This window comes from Flammeovirga aprica JL-4 (genome assembly GCF_012844305.1).
Classification (GTDB): Bacteria; Bacteroidota; Bacteroidia; order Cytophagales; family Flammeovirgaceae; genus Flammeovirga; species Flammeovirga aprica.
In genome coordinates this window covers 73,675-96,727 of the sequence record NZ_JABANE010000021.1, presented here as the reverse complement: position 1 = coordinate 96,727, position 23,053 = coordinate 73,675, and the positions used below count along the sequence as shown (strand labels likewise).

At 34.5% G+C, this 23,053-nt stretch carries 21 protein-coding genes; 16 read left to right on the top strand and 5 right to left on the bottom strand.

Going from position 1 to position 23,053, the window contains the following annotated elements:
- Positions 1 to 97: 97 nt before the first annotated feature.
- The 3 genes from HHU12_RS09975 to folP all read right to left on the bottom strand — a co-directional run bounded on the left by HHU12_RS09975 (position 98) and on the right by folP (position 3,261).
- Positions 98 to 979 carry a leucine-rich repeat domain-containing protein gene (locus tag HHU12_RS09975; protein ID WP_169656595.1) on the bottom strand — a complete coding sequence of 294 codons (882 nt, stop codon included), beginning with the start codon at positions 977 to 979 and terminating at the stop codon, positions 98 to 100.
- Positions 980 to 1,386: 407 nt separating this feature from the next.
- The gene (gene cdaA, locus HHU12_RS09970) at positions 1,387 to 2,208 is read right to left on the bottom strand and encodes a diadenylate cyclase CdaA (RefSeq protein ID WP_169656594.1); all 822 of its coding nucleotides are present in this window, start codon (positions 2,206 to 2,208) and stop codon (positions 1,387 to 1,389) included.
- Positions 2,209 to 2,412: 204 nt separating this feature from the next.
- A complete protein-coding gene (gene folP / locus HHU12_RS09965) occupies positions 2,413 to 3,261 on the bottom strand; it encodes a dihydropteroate synthase (RefSeq protein WP_169656593.1) in 849 nt (282 codons plus the stop codon).
- Positions 3,262 to 3,340: 79 nt separating this feature from the next.
- On the opposite strand from folP, the gene HHU12_RS09960 reads away from it, so the two are divergent.
- The 4 genes from HHU12_RS09960 to HHU12_RS09945 are packed head-to-tail and all read left to right on the top strand — an operon-like array spanning position 3,341 to position 6,674.
- Positions 3,341 to 3,895: a DUF1599 domain-containing protein gene (locus HHU12_RS09960; protein ID WP_169656592.1), complete on the top strand. Its 555-nt coding sequence runs from the start codon at positions 3,341 to 3,343 to the stop codon at positions 3,893 to 3,895.
- 43 nt (positions 3,896 to 3,938) lie between these two features.
- Positions 3,939 to 5,093, top strand: coding sequence for a BT_3928 family protein (locus HHU12_RS09955; RefSeq protein ID WP_169656591.1), 1,155 nt, complete (start codon positions 3,939 to 3,941; stop codon positions 5,091 to 5,093).
- A gap of 9 nt (positions 5,094 to 5,102) precedes the next feature.
- On the top strand, positions 5,103 to 6,158 hold the full coding sequence (locus tag HHU12_RS09950) for an ABC transporter permease (RefSeq protein ID WP_169656590.1): 1,056 nt from the start codon (positions 5,103 to 5,105) through the stop codon (positions 6,156 to 6,158).
- Between the two features lie 6 nt (positions 6,159 to 6,164).
- Positions 6,165 to 6,674 carry a shikimate kinase gene (locus HHU12_RS09945; RefSeq protein ID WP_169656589.1) on the top strand — a complete coding sequence of 170 codons (510 nt, stop codon included), beginning with the start codon at positions 6,165 to 6,167 and terminating at the stop codon, positions 6,672 to 6,674.
- A gap of 85 nt (positions 6,675 to 6,759) precedes the next feature.
- On the opposite strand, the gene HHU12_RS09940 is transcribed toward HHU12_RS09945, so the two are convergent.
- On the bottom strand, positions 6,760 to 7,590 hold the full coding sequence (locus HHU12_RS09940; RefSeq protein WP_169656588.1) for a DUF3108 domain-containing protein: 831 nt from the start codon (positions 7,588 to 7,590) through the stop codon (positions 6,760 to 6,762).
- 148 nt (positions 7,591 to 7,738) lie between these two features.
- Here HHU12_RS09940 and HHU12_RS09935 point away from each other — a divergent pair, with 148 nt between their 5' ends.
- The 7 genes from HHU12_RS09935 (at position 7,739) to HHU12_RS09905 (ending at position 12,947) form a co-directional block, all read left to right on the top strand.
- A complete protein-coding gene (locus HHU12_RS09935; protein WP_169656587.1) occupies positions 7,739 to 8,518 on the top strand; it encodes a TatD family hydrolase in 780 nt (259 codons plus the stop codon).
- A 4-nt stretch (positions 8,519 to 8,522) separates the two neighbouring features.
- The gene (locus HHU12_RS09930) at positions 8,523 to 9,602 is read left to right on the top strand and encodes an asparaginase (protein ID WP_169656586.1); all 1,080 of its coding nucleotides are present in this window, start codon (positions 8,523 to 8,525) and stop codon (positions 9,600 to 9,602) included.
- Between the two features lie 258 nt (positions 9,603 to 9,860).
- The gene (locus HHU12_RS09925) at positions 9,861 to 10,691 is read left to right on the top strand and encodes a MotA/TolQ/ExbB proton channel family protein (protein WP_169656585.1); all 831 of its coding nucleotides are present in this window, start codon (positions 9,861 to 9,863) and stop codon (positions 10,689 to 10,691) included.
- A gap of 59 nt (positions 10,692 to 10,750) precedes the next feature.
- A complete protein-coding gene (locus tag HHU12_RS09920; protein WP_169656584.1) occupies positions 10,751 to 11,098 on the top strand; it encodes a hypothetical protein in 348 nt (115 codons plus the stop codon).
- A gap of 2 nt (positions 11,099 to 11,100) precedes the next feature.
- Positions 11,101 to 11,649, top strand: a complete 549-nt coding sequence (locus HHU12_RS09915; protein ID WP_169656583.1) for an ExbD/TolR family protein — start codon at positions 11,101 to 11,103, stop codon at positions 11,647 to 11,649.
- Positions 11,650 to 11,704: 55 nt separating this feature from the next.
- A complete protein-coding gene (locus tag HHU12_RS09910; protein WP_169656582.1) occupies positions 11,705 to 12,166 on the top strand; it encodes an ExbD/TolR family protein in 462 nt (153 codons plus the stop codon).
- Between the two features lie 322 nt (positions 12,167 to 12,488).
- On the top strand, positions 12,489 to 12,947 hold the full coding sequence (locus HHU12_RS09905) for a hypothetical protein (protein WP_169656581.1): 459 nt from the start codon (positions 12,489 to 12,491) through the stop codon (positions 12,945 to 12,947).
- A gap of 60 nt (positions 12,948 to 13,007) precedes the next feature.
- On the opposite strand, the gene pulA is transcribed toward HHU12_RS09905, so the two are convergent.
- Positions 13,008 to 15,032: a type I pullulanase gene (gene pulA, locus HHU12_RS09900; protein WP_169656580.1), complete on the bottom strand. Its 2,025-nt coding sequence runs from the start codon at positions 15,030 to 15,032 to the stop codon at positions 13,008 to 13,010.
- Between the two features lie 393 nt (positions 15,033 to 15,425).
- On the opposite strand from pulA, the gene HHU12_RS09895 reads away from it, so the two are divergent.
- From HHU12_RS09895 to argG, 5 genes are all read left to right on the top strand, one after another.
- Positions 15,426 to 18,212, top strand: coding sequence for a hypothetical protein (locus HHU12_RS09895; RefSeq protein WP_169656579.1), 2,787 nt, complete (start codon positions 15,426 to 15,428; stop codon positions 18,210 to 18,212).
- 48 nt (positions 18,213 to 18,260) lie between these two features.
- On the top strand, positions 18,261 to 18,935 hold the full coding sequence (locus HHU12_RS09890; RefSeq protein ID WP_169656578.1) for a hypothetical protein: 675 nt from the start codon (positions 18,261 to 18,263) through the stop codon (positions 18,933 to 18,935).
- Positions 18,936 to 18,949: 14 nt separating this feature from the next.
- Entirely contained in the window at positions 18,950 to 20,662 is a 1,713-nt protein-coding gene (locus HHU12_RS09885; RefSeq protein ID WP_169656577.1) for a hypothetical protein, read from the top strand.
- Positions 20,663 to 21,144: 482 nt separating this feature from the next.
- On the top strand, positions 21,145 to 21,744 hold the full coding sequence (locus tag HHU12_RS09880; protein ID WP_240970895.1) for a GNAT family N-acetyltransferase: 600 nt from the start codon (positions 21,145 to 21,147) through the stop codon (positions 21,742 to 21,744).
- Between the two features lie 41 nt (positions 21,745 to 21,785).
- A complete protein-coding gene (gene argG, locus HHU12_RS09875) occupies positions 21,786 to 22,997 on the top strand; it encodes an argininosuccinate synthase (RefSeq protein ID WP_062615291.1) in 1,212 nt (403 codons plus the stop codon).
- Positions 22,998 to 23,053: the final 56 nt, after the last annotated feature.

Sequence of the window (23,053 nt, the reverse complement as noted above, 5' to 3'; positions counted from 1 at the left end):
GTACGCACGGTTCTGTGAGAGGGATAAATATGGGATAGACGTAGACTTATTCCATATTTACCCTACTTGATCATTTTAACTGTACAGCTTCTTAATGTTACTGCACATCAAAAATGATTTTTGTATCTGGTAAATCAGCATGCAATCGTTTTATTTCGGTCTTCGAAATAGGATTTCCTGAAAGAACTAATGTCTCTAAATTTTCCAATTCAGAAATGCTTTTAGGAAGCTTTGTGATCTTATTTAAAGAAAGATCTAAAAGCTTGATGGCTTTCATATTTCCAATATCCTTTGGAATTGCAGTCAGTTGATTGCCTCTCAAATTTAAAAAGGCAACGGCTTCCAACTGTGTCAACTCATCAGGTATATTCTGTACTTTATTATTGCTGAGGTTTAATTCATACAAATATTGAAGTTTCGATAACTCAGCAGGAATATATGATATGTCATTATCACCTAAATCAAGTGAAATAATGTAGGGGCAGGAATTATAAATTGTTCCAAGATCTTGCAGGCCGTTATTGGAGGCATTCAGTGAAACCAAATTGCTGAATTCACTAAACTGATTTGAAATCGAGTTGATATTTTGAGAAGAAATATCAATGCAAAATGCTTTTTCAGGCATTAATGCGGCAGATTTTAAAAGAAAACACTCTGCTCTTCCTAATTCATAAAGTTTCTCTATTGCAGGAGCATAGCCATATTTCATTGCATCTATAAAATCCAGACAGAAATCAGAATTATAGAAGCCTTGTTTAATGCCAAAAAGGTTTTTACTGATAGCTCTATGATAATAAGCAACCGCCAAATCGTTTTGTATACTGATGGCCATTGTGAAATTACTTATTGCTTTTAAGTAGTCTTCTTTTGCAATGTCATTAAGACCTTTATTAAGGAAAGTATTAGGATCGTTATTGAAGGTAAAAGAGAAGAGTCCTAAGAGTGCGAATGTGAGTAATAATTTTTTTGATGTCTTCATGTTGTATAAAAAGTAAAATAGGTTCACACTTTCTTAACGTTAATTTGTAATAGAAAGTTTGATTTAGTAAAAAATTGATTATGTGTATTTTAAGTACTTGAGCAAAAGTGAATGGATATTTTATCTTCTCTTTTTTATCCTACTCTTCGTTAGATTTTTATCGCGTAAAAAAGGCTATGCTCTGCAAATCTGCCTTGATTAGAATAAAAAATAACAAGCTAAAATTGTCCCTTTTCTTTTGTTCCAGTACTAAAGTGCTAATCCAAAAATAATAGATAAGTAATTCTTCAGATTTTAAGGAGAGTATAGTATCAAAAAAACGTAATGATAGAGGAGCTATACATCGTTTTTCAGTGTAGACTATAGCAAAATGATAATTAATTTTGTATTAGTACTTGTTTATAGAGCTAAGCAGTTTTCTGAGCTAGCTCTTCTTGACCATCACTCATGTAACCACGAATTTTGGTTCTTAATTCCATTGCTGACAAGTTGTGGTCAATCTTACCACCTTTAATAAATGACATTTGTCCGGTTTCTTCAGAAACAATCAAAACAATTGAATTTGTATTCTCTGTCATACCGATTCCGGCTCTGTGTCTCAATCCCATCGTAGCAGGTATATTAGGATTTTCTGAGACAGGCAAAATGCATCTTGCCGCCTGAATTCTGTTGTTGTAAATCAAGCAGGCACCATCGTGCATTGGGGAGTTTTTGAAGAAAATAGATAAAAGAAGTCTTTTAGAAATTTTGCCGTCAACATAATCTCCCGTATCAGCATAAAATTGTAAATCGCTGTCTTTAGAAATTACAATTAATGCACCTGTATTGGTACCCGACATATCTTTCATGGCGTCAATAATAGCCAGAATATCAAGGTTGATTTCTTCATGTTTTCCTTTTCCTCTGAATAATTGAAAGAGCGGGAAATTTTTAAAATCAGTCGATTTGCCAATAATTAAAAGGAACTTTCTGATTTCTTGCTGGAATAGAATAATAGCGGCAATCACCCCTACATCTATAAACTGACTGAGAATTTCAGAGAGCAATTCCATGTCAGTAGCTTTTACCACCAAGTAAGTAAGATAAATAGATAACCCACCTACAAAGATTTTCAAAGCCACGCTTCCTTTGATCAATTTATATAAATGAAAAAGCAATACCGATACTAAAAGTATATCGAGTACATCAACGAAATTTATATCTAAAAACCCTACAGTGAATAATAACATTTATTTATTTTTCGAGACGTGAATTGCTTTGAGCATTTATAGATAAACACACCACTTCTGGAATTGAAATTTTTATTTAGTTAAGTTTAAATGTTCCAAGAAGTGAATTGAATCTTAAATTCTTACTTTGCTCTCTTATTATAATAAGAAAAACTTGTATTAAGAAGTAAATCTACTTCTCAATACAAAAATAGAGTCTTTCTTTTAAAATGAAACGGTTTGTTGCATAAGTTTTACACATTCTACCGCAGGTTTTACATCATGTACTCTCAAAATATTTGCATTCTTGCTCAACGCTATAGTATTGATGACTGTTGTGCCGTTCAGCGCCTCTTGAGGAGTAATGTTTAAGACCTTGTTGATCATGGATTTTCTTGAAACCCCTACTAGAATAGGGAGTTGAAGTGATTGAAGTAATTCTAAGTTATTCAAGAGTTCATAATTCTGCTCCAATGTCTTTGCAAAACCAAATCCCGGATCAATAATTAAATCATTATCACCACTGCTGATAAACTCAGCTTTCTTTTCAGAGAAATACTTGATCACTTCATGTGTGACACCATTAGGATATTCCGTTAAATCCGTCATTGTTTGTGGATTTCCTCTCATATGCATCATAATATAAGGTGCACCTGATTTGTAAACGGTATCGTACATTTTATTGTCAAGACTTCCTCCAGAAATATCATTAATAATGTCGGCTCCTTTCAAAATTGCTTCCCTTGCAACTTCACTTCTGAAAGTATCAATTGAAATAATGGTATCAGGATATTCTTCTTTTATTTTTTCAATAATCGGTAATACTCTGTTCAGTTCCTCCTGTACTTTTATATGTTCAGCACCAGGTCTGGAAGAATAGCCTCCAATATCAAGAATACTTGCCCCGTCGGCAAGCATCTGTTCTACTTGTATAAGTGCGTCATCAACATATATTTTTCTACTGTTATTATAGAATGAATCTGGTGTGGCATTAATGATCCCCATGACTTTTGGGGTATCAAATGCTAAAATATTTTGTTTTATTTTGATGGAAAGATGCTGTGATTTTATCATTTAGTTTGAGGTTGTATAGGTTTACTCTAACTTTGTGCAAAGTTAGCTGAAAAAACTCAGTTAAGAAAGATTGAAGAACATGACACAGGCGGAAAAAACAGAACAAGAGTTCAAGGCTGTCATTGAAAAGTGCAGGGCCTTATTTGAGAAGAAAACAGTAGATTATGGTACAGCTTGGAGGATTTTACGATTACCTTCCATTACTGATCAGATATATATCAAAGCGATGAGGATTCGCTCTATACAGGAAAAAGGGGAGCAAAAAATTGACGAGGACATTTTAGGCGAGTTTATTGCTATAATAAATTACTGCCTGATGGCTTTAACACAATTGGATTTGCGAAATGATGAACGAATGGAATTATCTCCTGACGAGGTAATGAGTCATTATGATAAGCATGCTTCCAATACAATGCATTTAATGTTTGATAAAAATCACGACTATGGTGAAGCATGGAGAATGATGAGAGTATCAAGCATTACAGATATTATTCTTATGAAACTATTAAGAGTAAAACAGATAGAGGGGAACGACGGACAAACGCTGGTGTCTGAAGGGGTAGATGCAAACTATCAGGATATGATCAATTATTCTATTTTTGCTTTAATTTTATCGGAATTTGTTGAGAACTAAATTTTTTGGCAACTAACAACATATCAATACATTAATTAATTCTATGAAGAATTTATATAGACTTCTAGCCATAATTGTAGGTCTGGTTTTTATAGCTTCTGGCTTGGTGAAAGTCGATGATCCAACAGGAACGGCTATTAAATTTGAAGAATACTTCCATGTTTTTGCAGATGATGTTTCAGGTACTTTCGGTGCCTTGGAAATGTTTTTCTTATTCCTTGCAGATTGGGCATTGCCGATGTCTGTTCTATTTTCTTCTTATGAATTAGTATTGGGTGTGGCTTTAGTAGTAGGTTATAGAGAGAAATTTTCTATGAGAGCCACCTTAGCTTTATTGTTGTTTTTTGGTGTACTGACTTTTTATTCCGCATGGTTTAACAAAGTAACTGATTGTGGCTGTTTCGGTGATGCAATCAAGTTTACTCCTTGGGGAAGTTTTACAAAAGATATTGTTCTTTTAGTATTATTGCTCGGTGCAATGGCATTGAAACCCAAAAAGGCCATCACTCAGTATGGAACGTACGGCGGTTCATATACTGTAAAAAAATCAGCTCCAATTTGGAAATTTATCGTTGTAGTTATTGCTTCCGTTTTTGCATTTGGTACATGTTATTATGCACTGAATCATTTGCCTCCAGTAGATTTTCGTCCTTATAAAGTAGGGGCTAATATTCAGAAAATGATGTCTCCGGAGGTGCCATGTGAAAGTGTTTATTATATGGAAAAAGACGGGGAGGAAAAAATGTTTACTACTTACCCTACAGACCCTTCATGGAAATTTGTAAGAATGGAAATTACGAATGAGGAGGAATGCAAATCTTTAATTCCAGATTATTATATTTCTAATACAGAAGGAGATGATTTTACAGCATTGACAACAAATGCACAGCGTTTATTAGTGATTGTTCAAAATGTTTCAGAAATTGACAAAGAAGAAATTGCAACAATAAAACAAATGTTGACTTCACTGCAAGGAACAGTTGCGACAATGGTAGTGACTAGTGATGCAAGTGATTTTGACAAGTTTATGCATGAATCACAATGGAATGTTCCTTATTATTATGCAGATGCGACGGTTTTATTGGCAATGGTAAGAGCAAATCCGGGTATCTTATTAATAGATGAAGGAACAATTCTTGGAAAATGGCATCACAACGATACTCCCTCTGCTGACGAAATCTCTCAACTCTTAAATTAATTATACAAAGTGCTACAGTTTATTATTAATCGATTTTTATATGGCCTCTTAGTAATATGGGGAGTGATCACGGTGGTGTTCATGCTTTTTCATGCATTGCCTGGGGATCCTGTCGATTTAATGTCTGGACAGCATGCAGATTTGGAGACGAGAGAGTTGATTCGTCATGAGTTAGGACTTGATGATCCGCTTTTGGTGCAGTACGGTAGATATATTGGTGATTTGCTGCCAATTTCTATTGAAAAGAATACACCTGAAGCACAGAAAAAATACAATTATTTTAAGTTGATCCCTTTAGGGGGGAGTGCTTTAGTGGCTAAGTACCCTTATTTAAGGAAATCATTTCAGACGAATAAAAGAGTTGATGCAATATTAATTGAAAGTATTCCCGGTACTTTCTGGCTGGCATTAGCGGCAATTGTTATTGCAACATCTTGTGGTATTCTTTTGGGGGTGACAGCCGCAGTAAACTTTGGATCTAAAATAGATCACTTTATCGTCGGAGGATCGGTTGTGTTTATCTCTATGCCTTCTTTCGTTTTGGCAATTGTAATGGCTATCACATTTGGCTACTACTTGTCTGATTTCACGAATCTGAATATGACGGGTTCACTCTGGATGAATGATCCGTTGAAGGGTAGAGTGTTGCATTTAGAAAACTTGATTTTACCAGCATTTACATTGGCAACGAGGCCATTGGCAATTATCATTCAATTGACAAGAAGCTCAATGCTGGATGTAATGTCACAAGATTATATTAGAACAGCAAAGGCAAAAGGTGCTAGTTTCTTGAGGGTGATTTTTATGCATACCTTGAGAAACGCTTTGAACCCTGTAATCACAGCAGTATCAGGCTGGCTGGCGACAATGATGGCCGGAGCCTTTTTTATTGAGTATATTTTCAAGTGGAAAGGTTTGGGCTTTAAAACGATTCAAGCTGTAGAATATCTTGATTTACCTGTAGTGATGGGGTCGACAATATTGATAGCTTTTGGTTTTGTAGTGGTAAATATTTTTGTGGATATTTTATACGCTATTGTAGATCCAAAGGTGAGATTACACTAACGAAACATGCGAATTTATTTAATAGGAATGCCAGGTAGTGGAAAATCTACTTTGGCGGAAGAGCTTTCTACCTTATTATCTCTGCCATTTTATGATATGGATACAGAGATAGAGGAAAGAGAAAAAAAATCCATCCCTGAAATATTTACTGAAAAAGGAGAAGATTATTTTAGAAAAGTTGAAAAAGAAGTAGTTCAAACTTTTCTTCCTGATAATTCAATTTTGGCTACAGGCGGTGGTGCTCCATGTTTTTTTGATAATATGGATTTTATGCTTGAAAATGGAGAGACTGTTTTTGTTGATGTGCATGAGGATGTATTAGTAGAAAGGGTTTGGCAACAGCAAGGAACAAGACCTCTTTTGGCTCAAAATGAAAAAGAGGAGGTTTATAATGCGATAAAAGAAAAGAGGGAAAGTCGTTTGCCTTATTATTCAAAAGCAGAATTTACAATTGAAGCGGGTACTAAAACACCTTCTGAACTAGCTTTAGAGATAAAAGAGGTTTTAAAGAAATAATAAAAAGAGCATGTTTGATCAAGTCAGACATGCTCTCTTTTTATAGATGAGAAAGTGCTCTTCTATGATATAATAAGGTTGGTCCCTATTTTTTTGATTTCTTTAATTTTTGCTTTAAGCCTTTATATCGAACTAAATCAACATTAACTGCTCCGACAATTAGTTCAGCTTGAATTTTCAGAGGTATTCTGTTTACATCTTTTGAAACCCAAAACTTAATAGGATGAGTTCCAGAGAAAAGTTGATTTTCAGGCATGATAGGAGACATCACATAAGATTCAATTCTGCCAAATTTAGTCACACATTTCTCAACACCTAAATAAATAATATCAAAACTATACCCTTTATTTTCCCAGAAAGTATTCATTGTAATCGTATCACCTTTAGAATACTGTTTATAATCTAAGGTTCTAAGTAAATAATATCCAGAAATGACATCAAAAGAACCTGGAGCCATATCGTATTCTTCATTATGTATTTCAGGGTTGTCTTTTTTCTTCCACTCTACTTTTGCTTTCCCGTTAACCTGATCAAAATCTATTTTTTCTTCCAGTGTATAACCACCTTCAAGAATATCACGGTTGAACTGTACGGGTAGGATAGTTTCAGGATCAAAGTAACTTTGCCACAAGTCACGTATTTTCATACCCATGCCGAACATGCCGATACTTTTTCCATGGACATCTACTTTATAACAATTTTTACCATTTACCTCATGGAATTTCTTATCTAAATGTACAACAGCTTCCCCTGCTTCAAAGACCGAATAGCCTGCAACATAGGTTAGAGTTTCACCTTGTTCGAAAGTAATTGATGTGTCTTTTGGTAGATCTTGTTGTGTTTTAAAGCCAAAAGCGGCTATTCCAAAAAATATACAAGAGCAAGTTATTATTATGTTTTTTTTATTCAGTCTCATAGAATTATATGAATTACTTAATAATTAATTTCAATATTAGTCATAATTATGGAAATAAGGTCAACCTATTAAAAAAATTCGATTTGTATTTTTTATAGATTAAAACCTAAGCTGTTATGTTTGTGCGGAATACCAAATTATTAAAATTATGATAGATACTCACGCGCATATATACTCAGACAAATTTAGTGCAGATATTGACAAAATATTAGGTGACGCTTTCAACGCAGGACTCAAGCACATTTTAATGCCTAATATCGATCATACTTCTATTGATGGTATGTTGGAATTAGAAGAGAAATATCCGGGCAAATGCCTTTCGATGATGGGACTACATCCATGTCATGTGGATCAGAATTTTGAAAAAGAACTTTACATTGTAGAAGATTGGATGTCTAAAAGAAAGTTTGTGGCAGTAGGTGAAATGGGATTGGACTTATATTGGGACAAAACTTATAAGGAACAACAAATTGAAGCCTTTAAAATACAGGCAGAATTAGCGAAGAAGCATCAGTTGCCATTGGTAATTCATGCTAGGGATGCAATGCCGGAAACTTTAGAGGTATTAGAAGAAGTGGCTTCAGAAGAATTGTTTGGTGTACTTCACTGCTTCACCGGAACATTAGATGATGTGAAAAGACTAGAAGCTGTCAACTTTAAAATAGGTATTGGAGGAGTGGTGACTTTCAAAAATGGAGGACTGGATAAAGTAGTTCCTCATGTTGATTTATCACAGATTGTATTAGAAACAGATAGTCCATACTTGGCACCTAAGCCTTATAGAGGAAAAAGAAACCAGCCTTTATATACTACTCATGTTTGTGACAGAGTAGCTGATTTGACCAGGAAAAGCGGTCAGGAAATAGAAGAAATAACAGATAAGAATGCATATGACCTATTTAAAATAGAGGCATATCTAAAGAAATAACAAGATGAGAAATTACTATAAAACTGTAAACATTAATTCCACTGGCCCAAAAACATCAGACACATCTATACTTATTATCTATACCGGAGGAACAATCGGTATGGACAGACATCCGGAAAATGGAAGTCTAACACCATTTGATTTTGAGAAAATCATTGATGCGGTGCCAGAATTGAAGGGATTTGATTTTGAATTGACAGTGTTTTCATTGGATCCTTTGATTGATTCATCAGACATAACGCCTGATCACTGGTTGCAATTGGGGAACTTGATAGAAGATTTCTATGAGGATTTTGATGGTTTTGTGATCCTTCACGGTACTGATACCATGGCTTTCACTGCGTCAGCATTAAGTTTTATGTTAGATGGGGTGCACAAACCAATTATATTAACAGGGTCACAGCTTCCAATAGGTGAAAAAAGAACGGATGCTCGTGAAAATTTGATGTCAGCATTAGAGATGTGTTCGGCACGTGATGCCAATGGAGAAATGCTTATTCAAGAGGTTTGTATTTGTTTCAACAGTAAATTACTGAGAGGAAACAGAGCCAAGAAAGCTCAGAATTTCAATTTCACAGCATTTAGATCTTACAATTACCCTTCTTTAGCTGAAGCAGGGATCTTTATTGAATATAAAAAAGAGATGTTCTGGAAAGATCCGATCAACGATCCTGTACGCTCCATGAAAAAGATAGATGCCAATGTTATTGTGCTGAAAATTTTCCCTGGAATGCCTAAAGATTTCATAATACAAATGCTAAAAAATCGAAAATTACAGGGGGTGGTGCTGGAAACCTATGGATCGGGTAATATTCCTACCTCAGATTGGTTTATTGAGCTGCTTGAAGATACTGTGAAAAGAGGTGTAGTAGTGGTCAATATTTCTCAGTGTACAGGGGGGATGGTCATGCAAGGGCACTATGCTACGAGCACGAAACTCAACGAGATAGGAGTTCTGTCTGGAAAGGATATGACGACCGAAGCAAGCGTTACTAAACTCATGTGTTTGTTAACAAAATATAAAGACGTGGAAAGGGTCAAAGAGCTTGTAGGCATACCGTTAAAGGGGGAATTGACCCAGTAAATTAACGAAATGTAACATTTAAGGGCCTAATTAGTGTGATTTTGCCATTTATAAATGAATAATCAATTTGTTTATAAGTATAATTATATATTTCTTTGCGAGTCAGTAGTCGTTAAAAACTATCAAAAAAAGTACGAAATCGAAAGATTAGTACTAAATTGCTCAACGATTACGGATGATAGTCAAAACAAATTTATTATTACAGTATCAGTTCTGTGATTTTAGTTTATTTAATCGCAATCTGAACGTTAGAGAGTTATGAAAAAAGTATTCGCGTTATTGATGTTTTTCTGTGCACTTACTTTAGGTATCGCACAGTCGTATGCGCAAGATGAAACAACAGAAGAAGTTGCTACTGAAGAAGTAGCAGCAGTTGAGGAGACATCTGCAGCAGTCGAAGAAAGTACAGTTCAAGAAGTATCTTCTGATGAATTGGCACAAGTAGAAGAATTGTCTTTCACTCAAGCAGTGAAGCAAAAGTTCATCGAAGGTGGTTGGGAATTTATGGGAGCGGTATTGCTTACATTAATCCTTGGTTTAGCAATCGCTATTGAGCGTGTTATCACGTTATCACTTTCAACTACAAACACTAAGAAGCTTTTAACGAAAATCGACGAAGCTTTACAGTCAGGTGGTGCAGATGCTGCTTTAGAAGTTGCTAAAGCTACAAGAGGTCCAGTTGCTTCTATCTTTACACAAGGTTTAATGAGAGCTTCTGAAGGTATCGAAATGGTTGAGAAATCAGTTGTTTCTTACGGTTCAGTAGAAATGGGTAAATTAGAAAAAGGTTTACCATGGATCTCATTGTTTATCGCTATGGCACCAATGTTAGGTTTCATGGGTACGGTAATCGGTATGATCGGTGCCTTCGATGCGATCGAGGCAGCAGGTGATATCTCTCCTTCACTAGTAGCAGGTGGTATTAAAGTAGCCCTTCTTACTACAGTAGCAGGTCTTATCGTTGGTGTAATCCTTCAAGTATTCTACAACTATTGTGTATCTACAATCGACGGTATCGTATTAGAAATGGAAGAAGCTTCTGTATCTTTAATCGATATCTTGGTTAAGAACGAATTGACTGCTAAGTAGTAGTGCCTATTTACAAATTGTAAATAGTAATTGTAGAATTTAAGAAATTACACATAGTTATGAACGGTGAAGCTATATTTACAGAATACTTGCTACCTTTCACTGGACTATTAATCATTATTGCATTAGTAGCTACAGTAATCGGCTTCTTGATGTCAATCATTACAGATCCTAAATCAGCGATCACAGTATTGATTACAATCGCAGGCTTGGTAGTATTATTCTTTATCGGTTATTCGGTAGCAGATAGCTCTGTGACAGCAAGAGAGTTAAATGAGTTCGGTGTGGATGAGCCATTATCACAAAAGATCGGTGGTATCCTCAACATGACTTATTACTTATTCATTATCGCAGGTGTTGCGGTAGTATTAGATGTTGTTCAAAGAGTAGTTAAATCTATCGGATAGTTATGTTAAAGAAGAAGAAAAAAGACGCACCAGAAATTAATGGTGGAGCAATGGCGGATATCGCCTTCCTATTGCTGATTTTCTTCTTGGTGGCAACAACAATTGCATCTGACAAAGGTGTGACAGTAATGTTACCTCCAAAAGCTGAAGACGTAGATGTTAAGGTGAAAACTCGTAACGTGTTTAACATCCTTGTGAACTCACAAGACATGATGCTAGCACAAGAAGAGCAAGTAGACCTTCCAAAACTTCGTAAAATGGTTAAGGAATTTGTGCTTAACAACGGTAAGGACAAAAACCAATCAGAGACTCCAGCTAAGGCAATTATTTCATTGAAAACGGACCGTGGTACATCATATGAAATGTACATCGGCGTAATTGACGAGTTAAAGCTCGCTTATGCTGAAATGCGTGCCATGTATTTGAAAATGCCTTTAGAAGATTATCAGAATTTGGATAAGGAAAATCCAGATCAGAAGGAAAAGCTTGATAGAGCAAGAAAAGCGATCCCTTACAAAGTATCGGATGCTGAACCTTCTGAGATAAAATAATTGGTCTAACAAACGCCATCATTCGTGGTGGCGTTTATTTAAATACATTGACCTTATGGCAACGTTTAAGAAGAAAACAAAAACGAAGCAGGATATTCCTACTTCAGCCTTGCCAGATATCATTTTCATGCTTTTGTTCTTCTTCATGATTGCAACGACTTTCCGTGAGTCTGAGCTTTTAGTGAAGAACTCATTGCCTCAAGCATCTGAGTTGACAAAACTTGAAAAGAAATCATTAGTTTCTTATATCTATATTGGTGAGCCAAGTGATACAAGAAAGTATGGCACAGAAGCACGTATTCAAGTGAACGATGTATTGATCGATCCAGAACAAATTGTTCAGCACGTGATTCAAGAAAAAGACAAATTAGGTGAGGATGGTGATAAAATCACTATGTCACTTAAAATTGATAGAGAAGCTAAAATGGGTATCATCTCTGACGTTCGTCAGAAATTAAGAGATGCTAACGCATTGAAAGTGAACTATGCAGCAAACAAGAAGTTACGTACTTTCTAAGGTTGTATAGCTATCAATGTTTTGAAGGTCAAGTCTATAAAGGCTTGACCTTTTTGTTTACCCTAATTTTTACTAAGGGCTAAGCCAAAATTAATTGATAATTAATTCTTAAGTTTTTTTTGTGAGTACGACGCTAAAAAACGTATTAATGGTGGTTCTATTTAAAGTTTTTTGAAGGAAGTAAAATAAGAATTAGTATTAAATAATTTTGTCTTGATACTTAGAATAAGTATTTATTGGTTAATGACTCTTTATTGAAGAGGCTTTCTTAAACAATAGTACTGTACTGCCCGTTTTGATTATAAAACTAATTAAATCCATTATGAAACATATTCTTTACTTCATCTCAACATTATTGATCGGCTTCACTTCAACTTATGCTCAAGGTTCAAAGGATAGTTCATTCATAAAATCAAAGTTTATTATCAGTAACCCTGAGGTAGATTGTGATCCATCCATAGAAATAAGAGCCCTTAGAAATGCCTACAGCATTGTTATTGATAAGGGGCAAATTCGATTCTTAACAGAAAAAGAAGCATATGTAGAGGAATATAAAATTGAATTCATATCTCTTTCAGAAAGCAATAATGTAAACTATGTAAGATATGACCTTTTTAGAGGTCCTTTTAGAAGATTACAGATTGAATATGGAGAAGTAGATTCAAATCATGTGATGTGTACGCTAAAATTCTTTGATATAAGCGGTAGGGAAATTTATAGAGCACATACAGATCACCTTGAAATGTATGAAAAATTAGAGCTTACAAAAGACGTAAAATAAAAAAACTGCATTGTAGACATAGGTGAATACAATGCAGTTTTTTGCTTAAAGCGGATTAATCTATTCTTGAACCAAAACTAAGGCTGATATTCCTTCTATTCTCACAGAACTAATTGTCTTGATGCCATCAGCAGAAGCTTTTTTACCATCCACTAGAACTTTCCATTTTCCTTTAGGTAAAAATTTACTGATGTTTTTAGCTGATTTATTTGCATTAAAAATAACAGCAATATTTTTCGCACCGTCTTTATTTGCATTATTTGAAATGGTATAACCAATGACTAAAGGATCTTTGAAATCAATGAATTTTAAATTTTCAGCGATCATTTCAGTAGACGTCATTCTAAACGCCGGATGTGCTTTTCTCACTTCAATCAATCCTTGATAGTATTCAAAAATGTCCTTATTCTCGAATTTCCAATCCCAATTGATTTTATTGATCGCATCAGGTTTGTTGTAAGAATTATGTTCGCCTCCCTTAGTTCTTAGCATTTCTACACCCGAATGAATAAAAGGAATGCCTTGAGAAGTAAGCACCACTGCGCTAGTAAGCTTATGCATCTTTTTGATATCTTCTTTGCTCACGTTAGGTTGTGAAATACTTAATTTGTCAAACAAGGTGTGATTATCATGACATGAAACATAAGTAACCGTTTGAGCTGGAGTAGGAGCCCAAGGAGCCTTAGAATAATTGATTTTACTGTAATCTATTTGAGGATGTTTTGTAGAAGCAACGATACCAAACTTTATGGTTTCATGTAACTCTTTATTCCCTTGAACAAAACCTATTTCATCATCATAAAAAACACTACCTTTTAGACCATCACGTATATCATCAGAAAAAGCAGCTACACCTTTCATTTTAGGCGTATTAGCTTTAATCGCTTGTTCTTCTACAGGAAGAGGAGAAGTGGCTGCATTCCATCCTTCACCATAAATTAAAATACTTGGGTCAACCTCTAATTTCAGTCTTTTAGCCAGAATATTCATAGTCTCAATATCATGAATCCCCATCAGATCAAAACGGAATCCATCCAAATGATATTCTTTCGCCCAATACAAAACAGACTCTACAATATATTTACGAGCCATTACTCTTTCAGAAGCAGTTTCATTCCCACAAGCTGATGCGTCAGAATAGCCCCCCTTTTCATTTTGTCTATAATAATATTGAGGTACTTCCAATGAAAAATTAGAATCATCTCCAGAGAAGGTGTGATTGTATACCACATCCAATATCGCACGGATTCCCTTTTTGTGCATGGCCTGTACCATCTGCTTAAACTCTTTAATTCTAACTGCACCGTCATAAGGGTTAGAAGAATAAGAACCTTCAGGCACATTATAATTCTCAGGGTCATAACCCCAATTGTAAACCCCATCTTCCAATTTTGTTTCATCTACACTATGATAATCAAAAGATGGCAAGAGATGTACATGTGTAACGCCTAGTTCCTCTATATGATCAATCCCTGTTTTTAATCCTTTATCACTAACAGTACCAGTCTCTGTGAGCCCTAGAAACTTACCTTTATTCTTTGCACCAGAGTTATCTGCAATTGTAATATCCCTCACATGAATTTCATAAAGTATTGCATCCGTTAGCTCTTTAAGAGGAGGTCTTTTGTCATTTTCCCATCCCGTTGGGTTAGTATTTGTAAGGTCAATAACCTGTCCTCTTTTCCCATTTACACCTACAGCTGTAGCATAAATACCTGGAGTTTCAGCCAGTTTTTTATCACCTATATGTACTTGATAAGTATAATACTTTCCATGCAAATCCTTTTCGACTTTCAATGTCCAAGTCCCTCGATCAGTAGCTTCCATAGGGATAATTTCAGCAGGTTCTCCTCCTAAACCTGAGTCATAAAGTTGTACAGTTACCTTACTTGCAGTAGGAGACCACAGCTTAAAAGTGGTCGCATTTTTTGAATATTTAATTCCTAGTTCTCCATCATAATAGGGGTAGGAATTAAAATCTTTTACGTCAAAACCGCTATGGCCGTTAGGGGGAGTTGAATCACAAGACGAAAACAACATACATGTAGTAATGATGGATGAAAATAATAGAATTAATCTTTTCATTGAGAATTGATGTTTGATACTATAATGTAAATGGACAGTTTAAATTATCGTTTTATACAGTGCAACTGTCTAATTGTTCCAGATAAGAAATGCATTTTTGCTTCACATTTTAATTTAACGAATATCAGACTAAAAACTAGGTGAATAAAGAAATTTAATTCTCTAAAATCGATGATTCTTATTCTGTAATTCACATTTTGAACCTTTTGTTCTTCTAAATTTTGATTAAAAATACCCAGTAGTGGGTATGTTTTTTTTGGCTTTATTAAAGTAATTTTGCTAAGCTAGATCTCTGCATATCAATTTGATATGTGATAATCAACTAATTTCTGTATAAAATACTCAAACTGATAGAATACATTATATCTCTAACTTTTACAATTTTCAAAATTTATGAATCAGAAAGCTACGCTGCTATTACTTTTACTACTTCAATTTTCGTTGGTTAGTAAAGGTCAAGAATTAACGTTGGCATGGTCTAATTCTATGCCTGATAGTACACATATTATTGCACAAACTGTACATAATGATAGTACTTTAATACTTTTAACCAAGCATGAAAAGATTGTTGATTATTATAACCTAGATGATTCTTTAGGTAAAACAACAACGAGTAATGGATATGGAATCATCAGTTATGATATACATGGTGAATATTATTGGTCTAAATTTTATGAAGATACACTAGGAAACTTAAGTTTTACTGACATTGATGTTGACCATAAAGGTTATGTTTATATCTATGGAAGTTTTACAGATTCTTTAGATTTAGATCCTAATCAAGATACAGTAAGTATAAAAACTTCTAATGATAATGAAGATTTAGTGCTTGTTGTTTTAGATGAAGTAGGTAACTATAAATCACATCTTCAATTAGGTGGTGACGGTGTGGAAAATGCAGATAAACTTACCGTTGATGGTAATCTATTATTACTTTCTGGTGGCTTCGATAGAGAAATTCAAAGTGGATTTGATTTTAATCCGTCTTCTACAGAAAATGATTCTTTAGAAGCATCAAATGCTTCAGGTGACAATTTTTTATTACAGTTAGATACGGTTTTTAATTATCAGTGGGCTTACCAATTTAGTAGGTCAAGTGGTGATTCTCTATTTACAATAAACGATTTGAAGTTGGATAGAAACAGACGTGTATATGTTTGTGGTTCAACAAATGAAAGTTTTAATGGTTTTGCAAATGATTCTGATACAGTAGGATATTTAATGAGATTGGATGGTAATGGAGAGTTAGTTTGGGCGATTCAGCCATCTTTATATCCAGATACCGTAATTATATCACAGCAATCTTCAGATTGGATAACAGTTGATGATGTAGGGGATATTTACCTTTCCAGCAGTTATCAATTGGATTCAGTATTAAATGATTCTTTAATCACTAACTTCACTTCCAATCTAGCAGTAAGTAAGATCAATGCAAAAGATGGAACAGGAGTATGGTTAAACCTTATAGAAGGAAATTTCGATCAATATAACGCAAGTATATTTTTTAATATAAATGATGACTTGTATGTTTTTCAAGATAGTAGAGTTCACACATTAATAGACTCCACTGGTATAAGAACTGGATCTCAAACTGTAAGTTTAAGGGGTCATTCTTCAATTGATCAAACCCCAATTCTTGGTGATTATTTTGCAAGTGGATTTACAAATGGAGAATATTTCGTAGCCCGATTCTATCCTGATGATGTGACGACTTGGAGTAATGAACGTTGGACTCGTGGAAAACCCTACTGGAATATTCCTGCAATTTTGGAAGATGATTATAGTACTTCTATAAATGGTGAGTTTGTAACAAGTAATCTTTTAATAAATAGGAATGCCCAATTAGATATAAGGGCAGGTGATTTTATTGAAGTGTTAGATTCTATTGAAAATAAGGGGAATATAACAATGCATCAATCAGGTGCATTATTCCATGAGCATTACACTGGTTCAGGTAGTTTTACTGTCAATTTTAGTTTATTATCTAAAACGGGTTATAGTTTCTTTTCTTCTCCAGTCCAAAATGAATCATCTACAGTATTAGGAACAGCTTTTCTTTATAATGAAAGTCTAGGAAGTCCAAATAAAGGAGATAATTGGCAAGTACCCAATGGTGATTTATTTGTAGGGAAAGGTTATGCTGTGTATCAGACTGAGCAAGCATTTAATGTGGGAGGTATTCCAAACTCTGGAAATTTTAGAGTTTCGGTTACAAATACAAATTCAGATGGGTATAACTTGATTGGTAATCCTTACCCTTCTCCAATTTCAGGAACAAGCTTTTTAAATGAGAATGATAATATTTCAGCACTTTATTTTTGGGATGATGACGAGACGGATGGTCAGGACTATAGCTCAAGTGATTATATCACATGGAACTTAACTGGATCTACTGGTGGAAATGGTGAAAACTTGAATGGGAGTATCCCAATGGGACAAGCCTTTTTCGTAAATGTGGCAACCACTGATGAAGTAATTTTTAACCATTCAATGAGACAGTCTTTTCAAGATGCCTATTTAAGAAAAGGAAATATTCAAAATAGACTTTGGTTGACTTTGGAGGGAGTTCAATTAAAGAAAGAACTTTTATTAGCTACTATGGATTGGGCCTCTGAAAATTTTGACACAGGTTGGGATGCATTAGCATTTAATAACGGATCGAATAATACCACATTTACTACATTAGATAAAGATCGTAATCACCTTGCTATTCAAGCTTTGCCTCTTCAAGACGAATATACAATACCTCTTTTAATTGAAAATTTTGAAGGAAAGGGACTTCTTAAAATTGAGAAAATAGAAGGCTTTAAAGATTTTGATATTGAAATTATTGATCATCAGGAAGGCGTAAATCAATCTATTCAAAAGGATGGCTATCAATTTGATGCTTCAAAAGATGATGGCGAGCGTTTCTCATTATTTATTACGCCTAAAAATAGCAATGTGCTAAGTCTAGAGGAAACCTTGGCGTCTTTAGTAAAGATCAAAACTTTACCCAATGGATTTAATGTAATGACTCCTTTTGATACACATTTGATAGGTTATAATACTCTTGGAGAAGTGATGCTAAATACACATTTGAAAAAAGGAGAAGTATTTATTCCAACGGAGAAGTCAGAAATTCTCATTCTTCGCTTTAATTCCAATAAGGGGTCGTTTACTAAAAAAGTAATACGATAAAGGTTATAAGTATCAGACTTAAAGAGCTTAATTTTAATAAAAGACATTATGAAAATATCACTTATATTATTTTACCTTCTTTTAGGTAGTACATTAATAGGATATTCACAAAGTGATGAAGCGGCTTATGAAAATAAATTTGCAGTTGGTTTATCACTAGGAACATCAGGTGGAGGTATTGATGTAGCAAGAAATTTTTCACGTTTTAATATAGCATTAGGTTTTAATTACTTGGAAGTTAAAGATCTGAAAAGAACGTTGACAGTCCAAGGAGAGTTAATGGATACAAAATTATCTACGAGTGCTTTTAATATAGATTTGAAAGCAGAATATCTTCCTTTCAAGAAAAGTAGCTTTAAGCTTTTTGCAGGAATAGCCTATTTACCTCAAAGTAATGTTGAGGTGAAAGGGATGTATGCTAATCAGGTTCAGGTAGGTGAATTAGTTTTCACACAAGAAGAAATTGGTGAGATCTATTTTAAAGGAGATTGGGCCAACTTTGCCCCTTATTTTGGTTTAGGTTTTGGACGAGCGGTTCCTAAAAGAAGAATTGGAGTGGCATTCGATATGGGAGTCTATTACATGGGAAATCCAAAGGTTACTTTTACAGGTACTAACATGTTTTCTGATTTGAATTCTCAAGAAGAACAATTACAGAAAAATCTAGAAGGTTACTCTTGGTTGCCTATTTTAAAATTAAGACTCTCTTACCGAATTAATTAAACAAATTTACTGCTATGAAAAAGTTCTATTATTCAATAATCACATTAATATCTTCAATAGTAATATTCTATGCTTGCCAAGATCCTTTAGAAAATATTTTTATACCAATATCTCCAGAATTATCATCTTATGAGGTTTCTATTCAAGTTTATGATTTAGAAAACCCCTCAAATTTATCTGATCCTGAAGCTTTGACAGTGGAGCTATTAGGTCCAGATGCTGATAAAATTTTGAATAATTCTGGCCGTAGTGAATTTATAGCTCAAAACGGTATTATTAATCTTGCTGTGAATAAAAAATATTCTGATATCACAGAACCGATCAGATTTACAGTGAAAATTTCAGGTGAGGATTATTTGACAACGACTATCCCAGTTGAGGTTACAGGTGAGGAAAAGTTTCTTGAAATTAATGCAAACATTGTGAACCTTTCAAGCCCACCAACAGGTGTTGATATAGAAAGAGAGTTCTTCACTATTAATTCAGATGGTTCAACAGGTGAAGAAATTGTAGTAAGTACTGCCAATGCTGATACTCAAAGAAATTTAGAAGTATCAACAGAAGTTGTTATACCTGCAGGAGTTCAATTTTTTAATGCCTCAGGAGAGTTAATTTCTGGTCGAGAATTGGAAGTTCAGGTGATTAACTTTGATAATAATGAAACAGAAAGCTTAGAGGCCTTTCCAGGTGGTTTTTCTCCCAATTCTATTATTGATGAGAATGGGTTAGAGGTTACAGACGCAACGTTTATCACAGCTGGGTTTACTTCAATTGATATGTTTTTAAGTGGTGAAGAAGTCAAAAAGTTTTCGAAGCCCATTAATATTGTCATGAACATTAATAAAGGGACTTTTAACCCGGAAACGAGAGAAAACTTGAAAGTAGGAGATATTATTCCAATCTGGTCTTATAGCAATGATGATGGACAGTGGGTGTATCATGGTGATGGTCCAGTAACACTTTCAAATACAGGAGGTTTTAAAGTAGAATATACTACAACCCATTTATCTTCCTATAACCTAGACTTTAAGTCTACAGGTAAGTGCTCTTCAACAAGGTCAGTTGTAAGATTAGAAGGTGTAGAGAATTTGCCGGATAATGTAAACTACAATATGAAATTATCTTTTGTGCAAGAAAACTCTAAACAACCAGTAAGTAGTTTTGCTACTAAAGGTTGGAGTATCAATAATAAGTCTAAAGATTTGACACTTAGGAATGCACCGAATGTTTCAATGCAAATGCTTATTTATATTCAAAAACCTGGGAAAACCTCAATTCCATTGCCCAACTTACCTGAAGATGATACACAATATTCCTTTGAGTCCGAAACAGCCAATGTAGGAGAGTTTGTAGAAGTATATCGCTCAGAAGCTTTTAATGGCTGTGATGGTGAAATAAGTGTTCCTATTTATGATATAATTCAAAGTGCAGGAATTACTCCTCAAATAAATGTTACGATAGAGTATGTGGGGCGTTGTGGCACTAGGGAAATAGCACCATCTGTAGGTCTTTACAAAAAGAATGCTTCTGAAATTTATGAGTATGCAGGGTATGTGAATAAAGGTAGAATTACTTTATCATTACCTAAAATTGATTCCACTTATTATTTCGGTTTTTATTGGGGAACCGAATTTTATGAAGATTCATTGTATGTCAATTCAACACAAATGCTCGACACGGATATTAACCTTGAAGAGTTTTGTGAAAAAGTACTTGAAGACTTTTAATAATCGGATCAATTAAACCTTAAAAAGCTCTTAAGAATATTGAATTTTTAAGAGCTTTTTTGTGTTCTAAAAACAGAAATTCTAAAATTATTTTTTTTACGTTTTGTTCAAAATTTAACACCTAAAAACCCGATGTTCAAAATTTAACAACGTGTCTTGAAAATATTTCATTTACAAAAAATAATTATTAAAAATGTATTAATAATCCACTCTATTACTTGAATATATCGTATTTAATTTCATAATTTTGATTATCGATTAAGGAAAAATGATGAAAAAAATAGGACATATAGCAGGTTTAAAAAAATCGGATAGAGTACCCGCCGAGGGACACTTTTTTCGACGATAGTTCTATTTTACCGACGGCTGAATTTATAATAGTTAGCTGTTTGTCGGTTTGCTATTATAGTGTTTCAAACAAAGTTTTACGAGAGGAAGTCTAAAAACTAACTAACAGCTTGCTCTATAAAGTTTTTAAGGAAATGACAGTTAAGAATCTAATTCAAGAGATGCAACATATATCAAGTTTTTCAATTATTGAGGCAAGTATCACAGAGCATAAAGAGTATGCAAAAGATATCTGTCATCAGATTGAGGAATCAGCAAAAGCTAGAGGAACTGGTATTGCTAAAAGAAGTGTGGACTATATCGAAAAGAAATTCGAAGAAGGGAAAGGCGTAATTGCCATTGCTGATGATGGCACCTTTGCGGGCTTTTGTTACATTGAATCATGGGGACACAACAAGTATGTGGCTAACTCGGGTTTGATTGTAAACCCAAAGTTTAGAGGTACAGGTTTGGCAAAAGCGATTAAGAAAAAGGCTTTCCAATTATCAAGAAAGAAATATCCTGATGCAAAACTTTTCGGATTGACGACAAGTTTACCTGTAATGAGAATCAACAGTGAGTTGGGGTACCGTCCGGTTACATTTTCTGAATTGACAGATGATGAGCAGTTCTGGAAAGGTTGTCAAAGTTGTGTAAACTATGATATCTTGCAGAGAACTGAAAGAAAACATTGTTTATGTACAGGTATGATCTTCGATCCGAGTGATCCTAGATATAAATCAACTGTAGAGTAAACATCGAAAAAGATTTAACAAACAAAAAGAAATATATTACAATGAGTCAAAAAGTGGTTTTAGCCTTTAGTGGTGGTTTAGATACAACATACTGTGTAAAGTATCTTTCAGAAGAAAGAGGGTTAGAAGTGCATACCGCTATCGTTCAGACGGGAGGTTTCTCTGATGAAGAGTTAAAAGAAATTGAAGAGAAAGCATATACATTAGGTGTTAAGTCTCACATTACTTTAGATCAAACGGAAACGTTTTACGATCAATGTGTAAAGTACTTAGTATTTGGTAATGCTTTAAGATATAATACTTATCCATTGTCAGTAAGTGCAGAGCGTGTATTCCAAGCGTTGGCAATTGCTGAATATGCTAAGAAAATTGGTGCAGATAGTATCGCTCATGGATCTACTGGTGCTGGTAACGACCAAATCCGTTTTGATATGGCTTTCAAAATTATCTGTCCTGAAGCTGAAATCATTACACCAATCAGAGATAATCAATTATCAAGACAAGACGAGATTGATTACTTGATCTCAAAAGGTGTGGAAGGAAACTGGGAAAAATCACTTTACTCTATCAACCAAGGTTTATGGGGTACTTCAGTAGGTGGTAAAGAGACTTTAGGTTCAAGAAATACCTTACCTGAAGAGGCTTTCCCTACGCAAGTGACGGAAACTATTCCTAAGAAAGTAGCGTTGACTTTTGAGAAAGGTGAATTAGTTGGTATTGACGGTCATATTTTTGACAAGCCGGTACAAGCTATTCAAGAATTAAATAAAATCGCTTCTCCATTTGGTATCGGTAGAGATATTCACGTAGGTGATACAATCATCGGTATTAAAGGACGTGTTGGTTTTGAAGCAGCTGCTCCAGTAGTGACAATCAAAGCTCACCACTTATTAGAGAAGCATACACTTACAAAGTGGCAATTATATTGGAAAGAACAATTAGGTAACTACTATGGTATGTTGACGCACGAAGGACAATGGATTGATCCAGTAATGCGTAATATCGAGAAGTTCCTTCAAGATACACAAGATCACGTATCAGGTGAAGTATTCGTGACATTGTACCCTTACAGATTCGAATTAGAAGGCATTGAGTCGAAATATGACTTGATGAATAGCACATTCGGAGCTTACGGTGAAATGAACAATGCATGGACAGGTGAAGACGCTCGTGGTTTTGCAACTATTTTAGCAAATCAAAACATGATCTTCGGTAAAGTAAAAGAAGCTGCTGAAGAAAGTGTTTCTGAATAAAGTTTTTTTAAACCTGATAACTTGAATTGGTAAAAAAACTAAGGGTGCGGAAATAA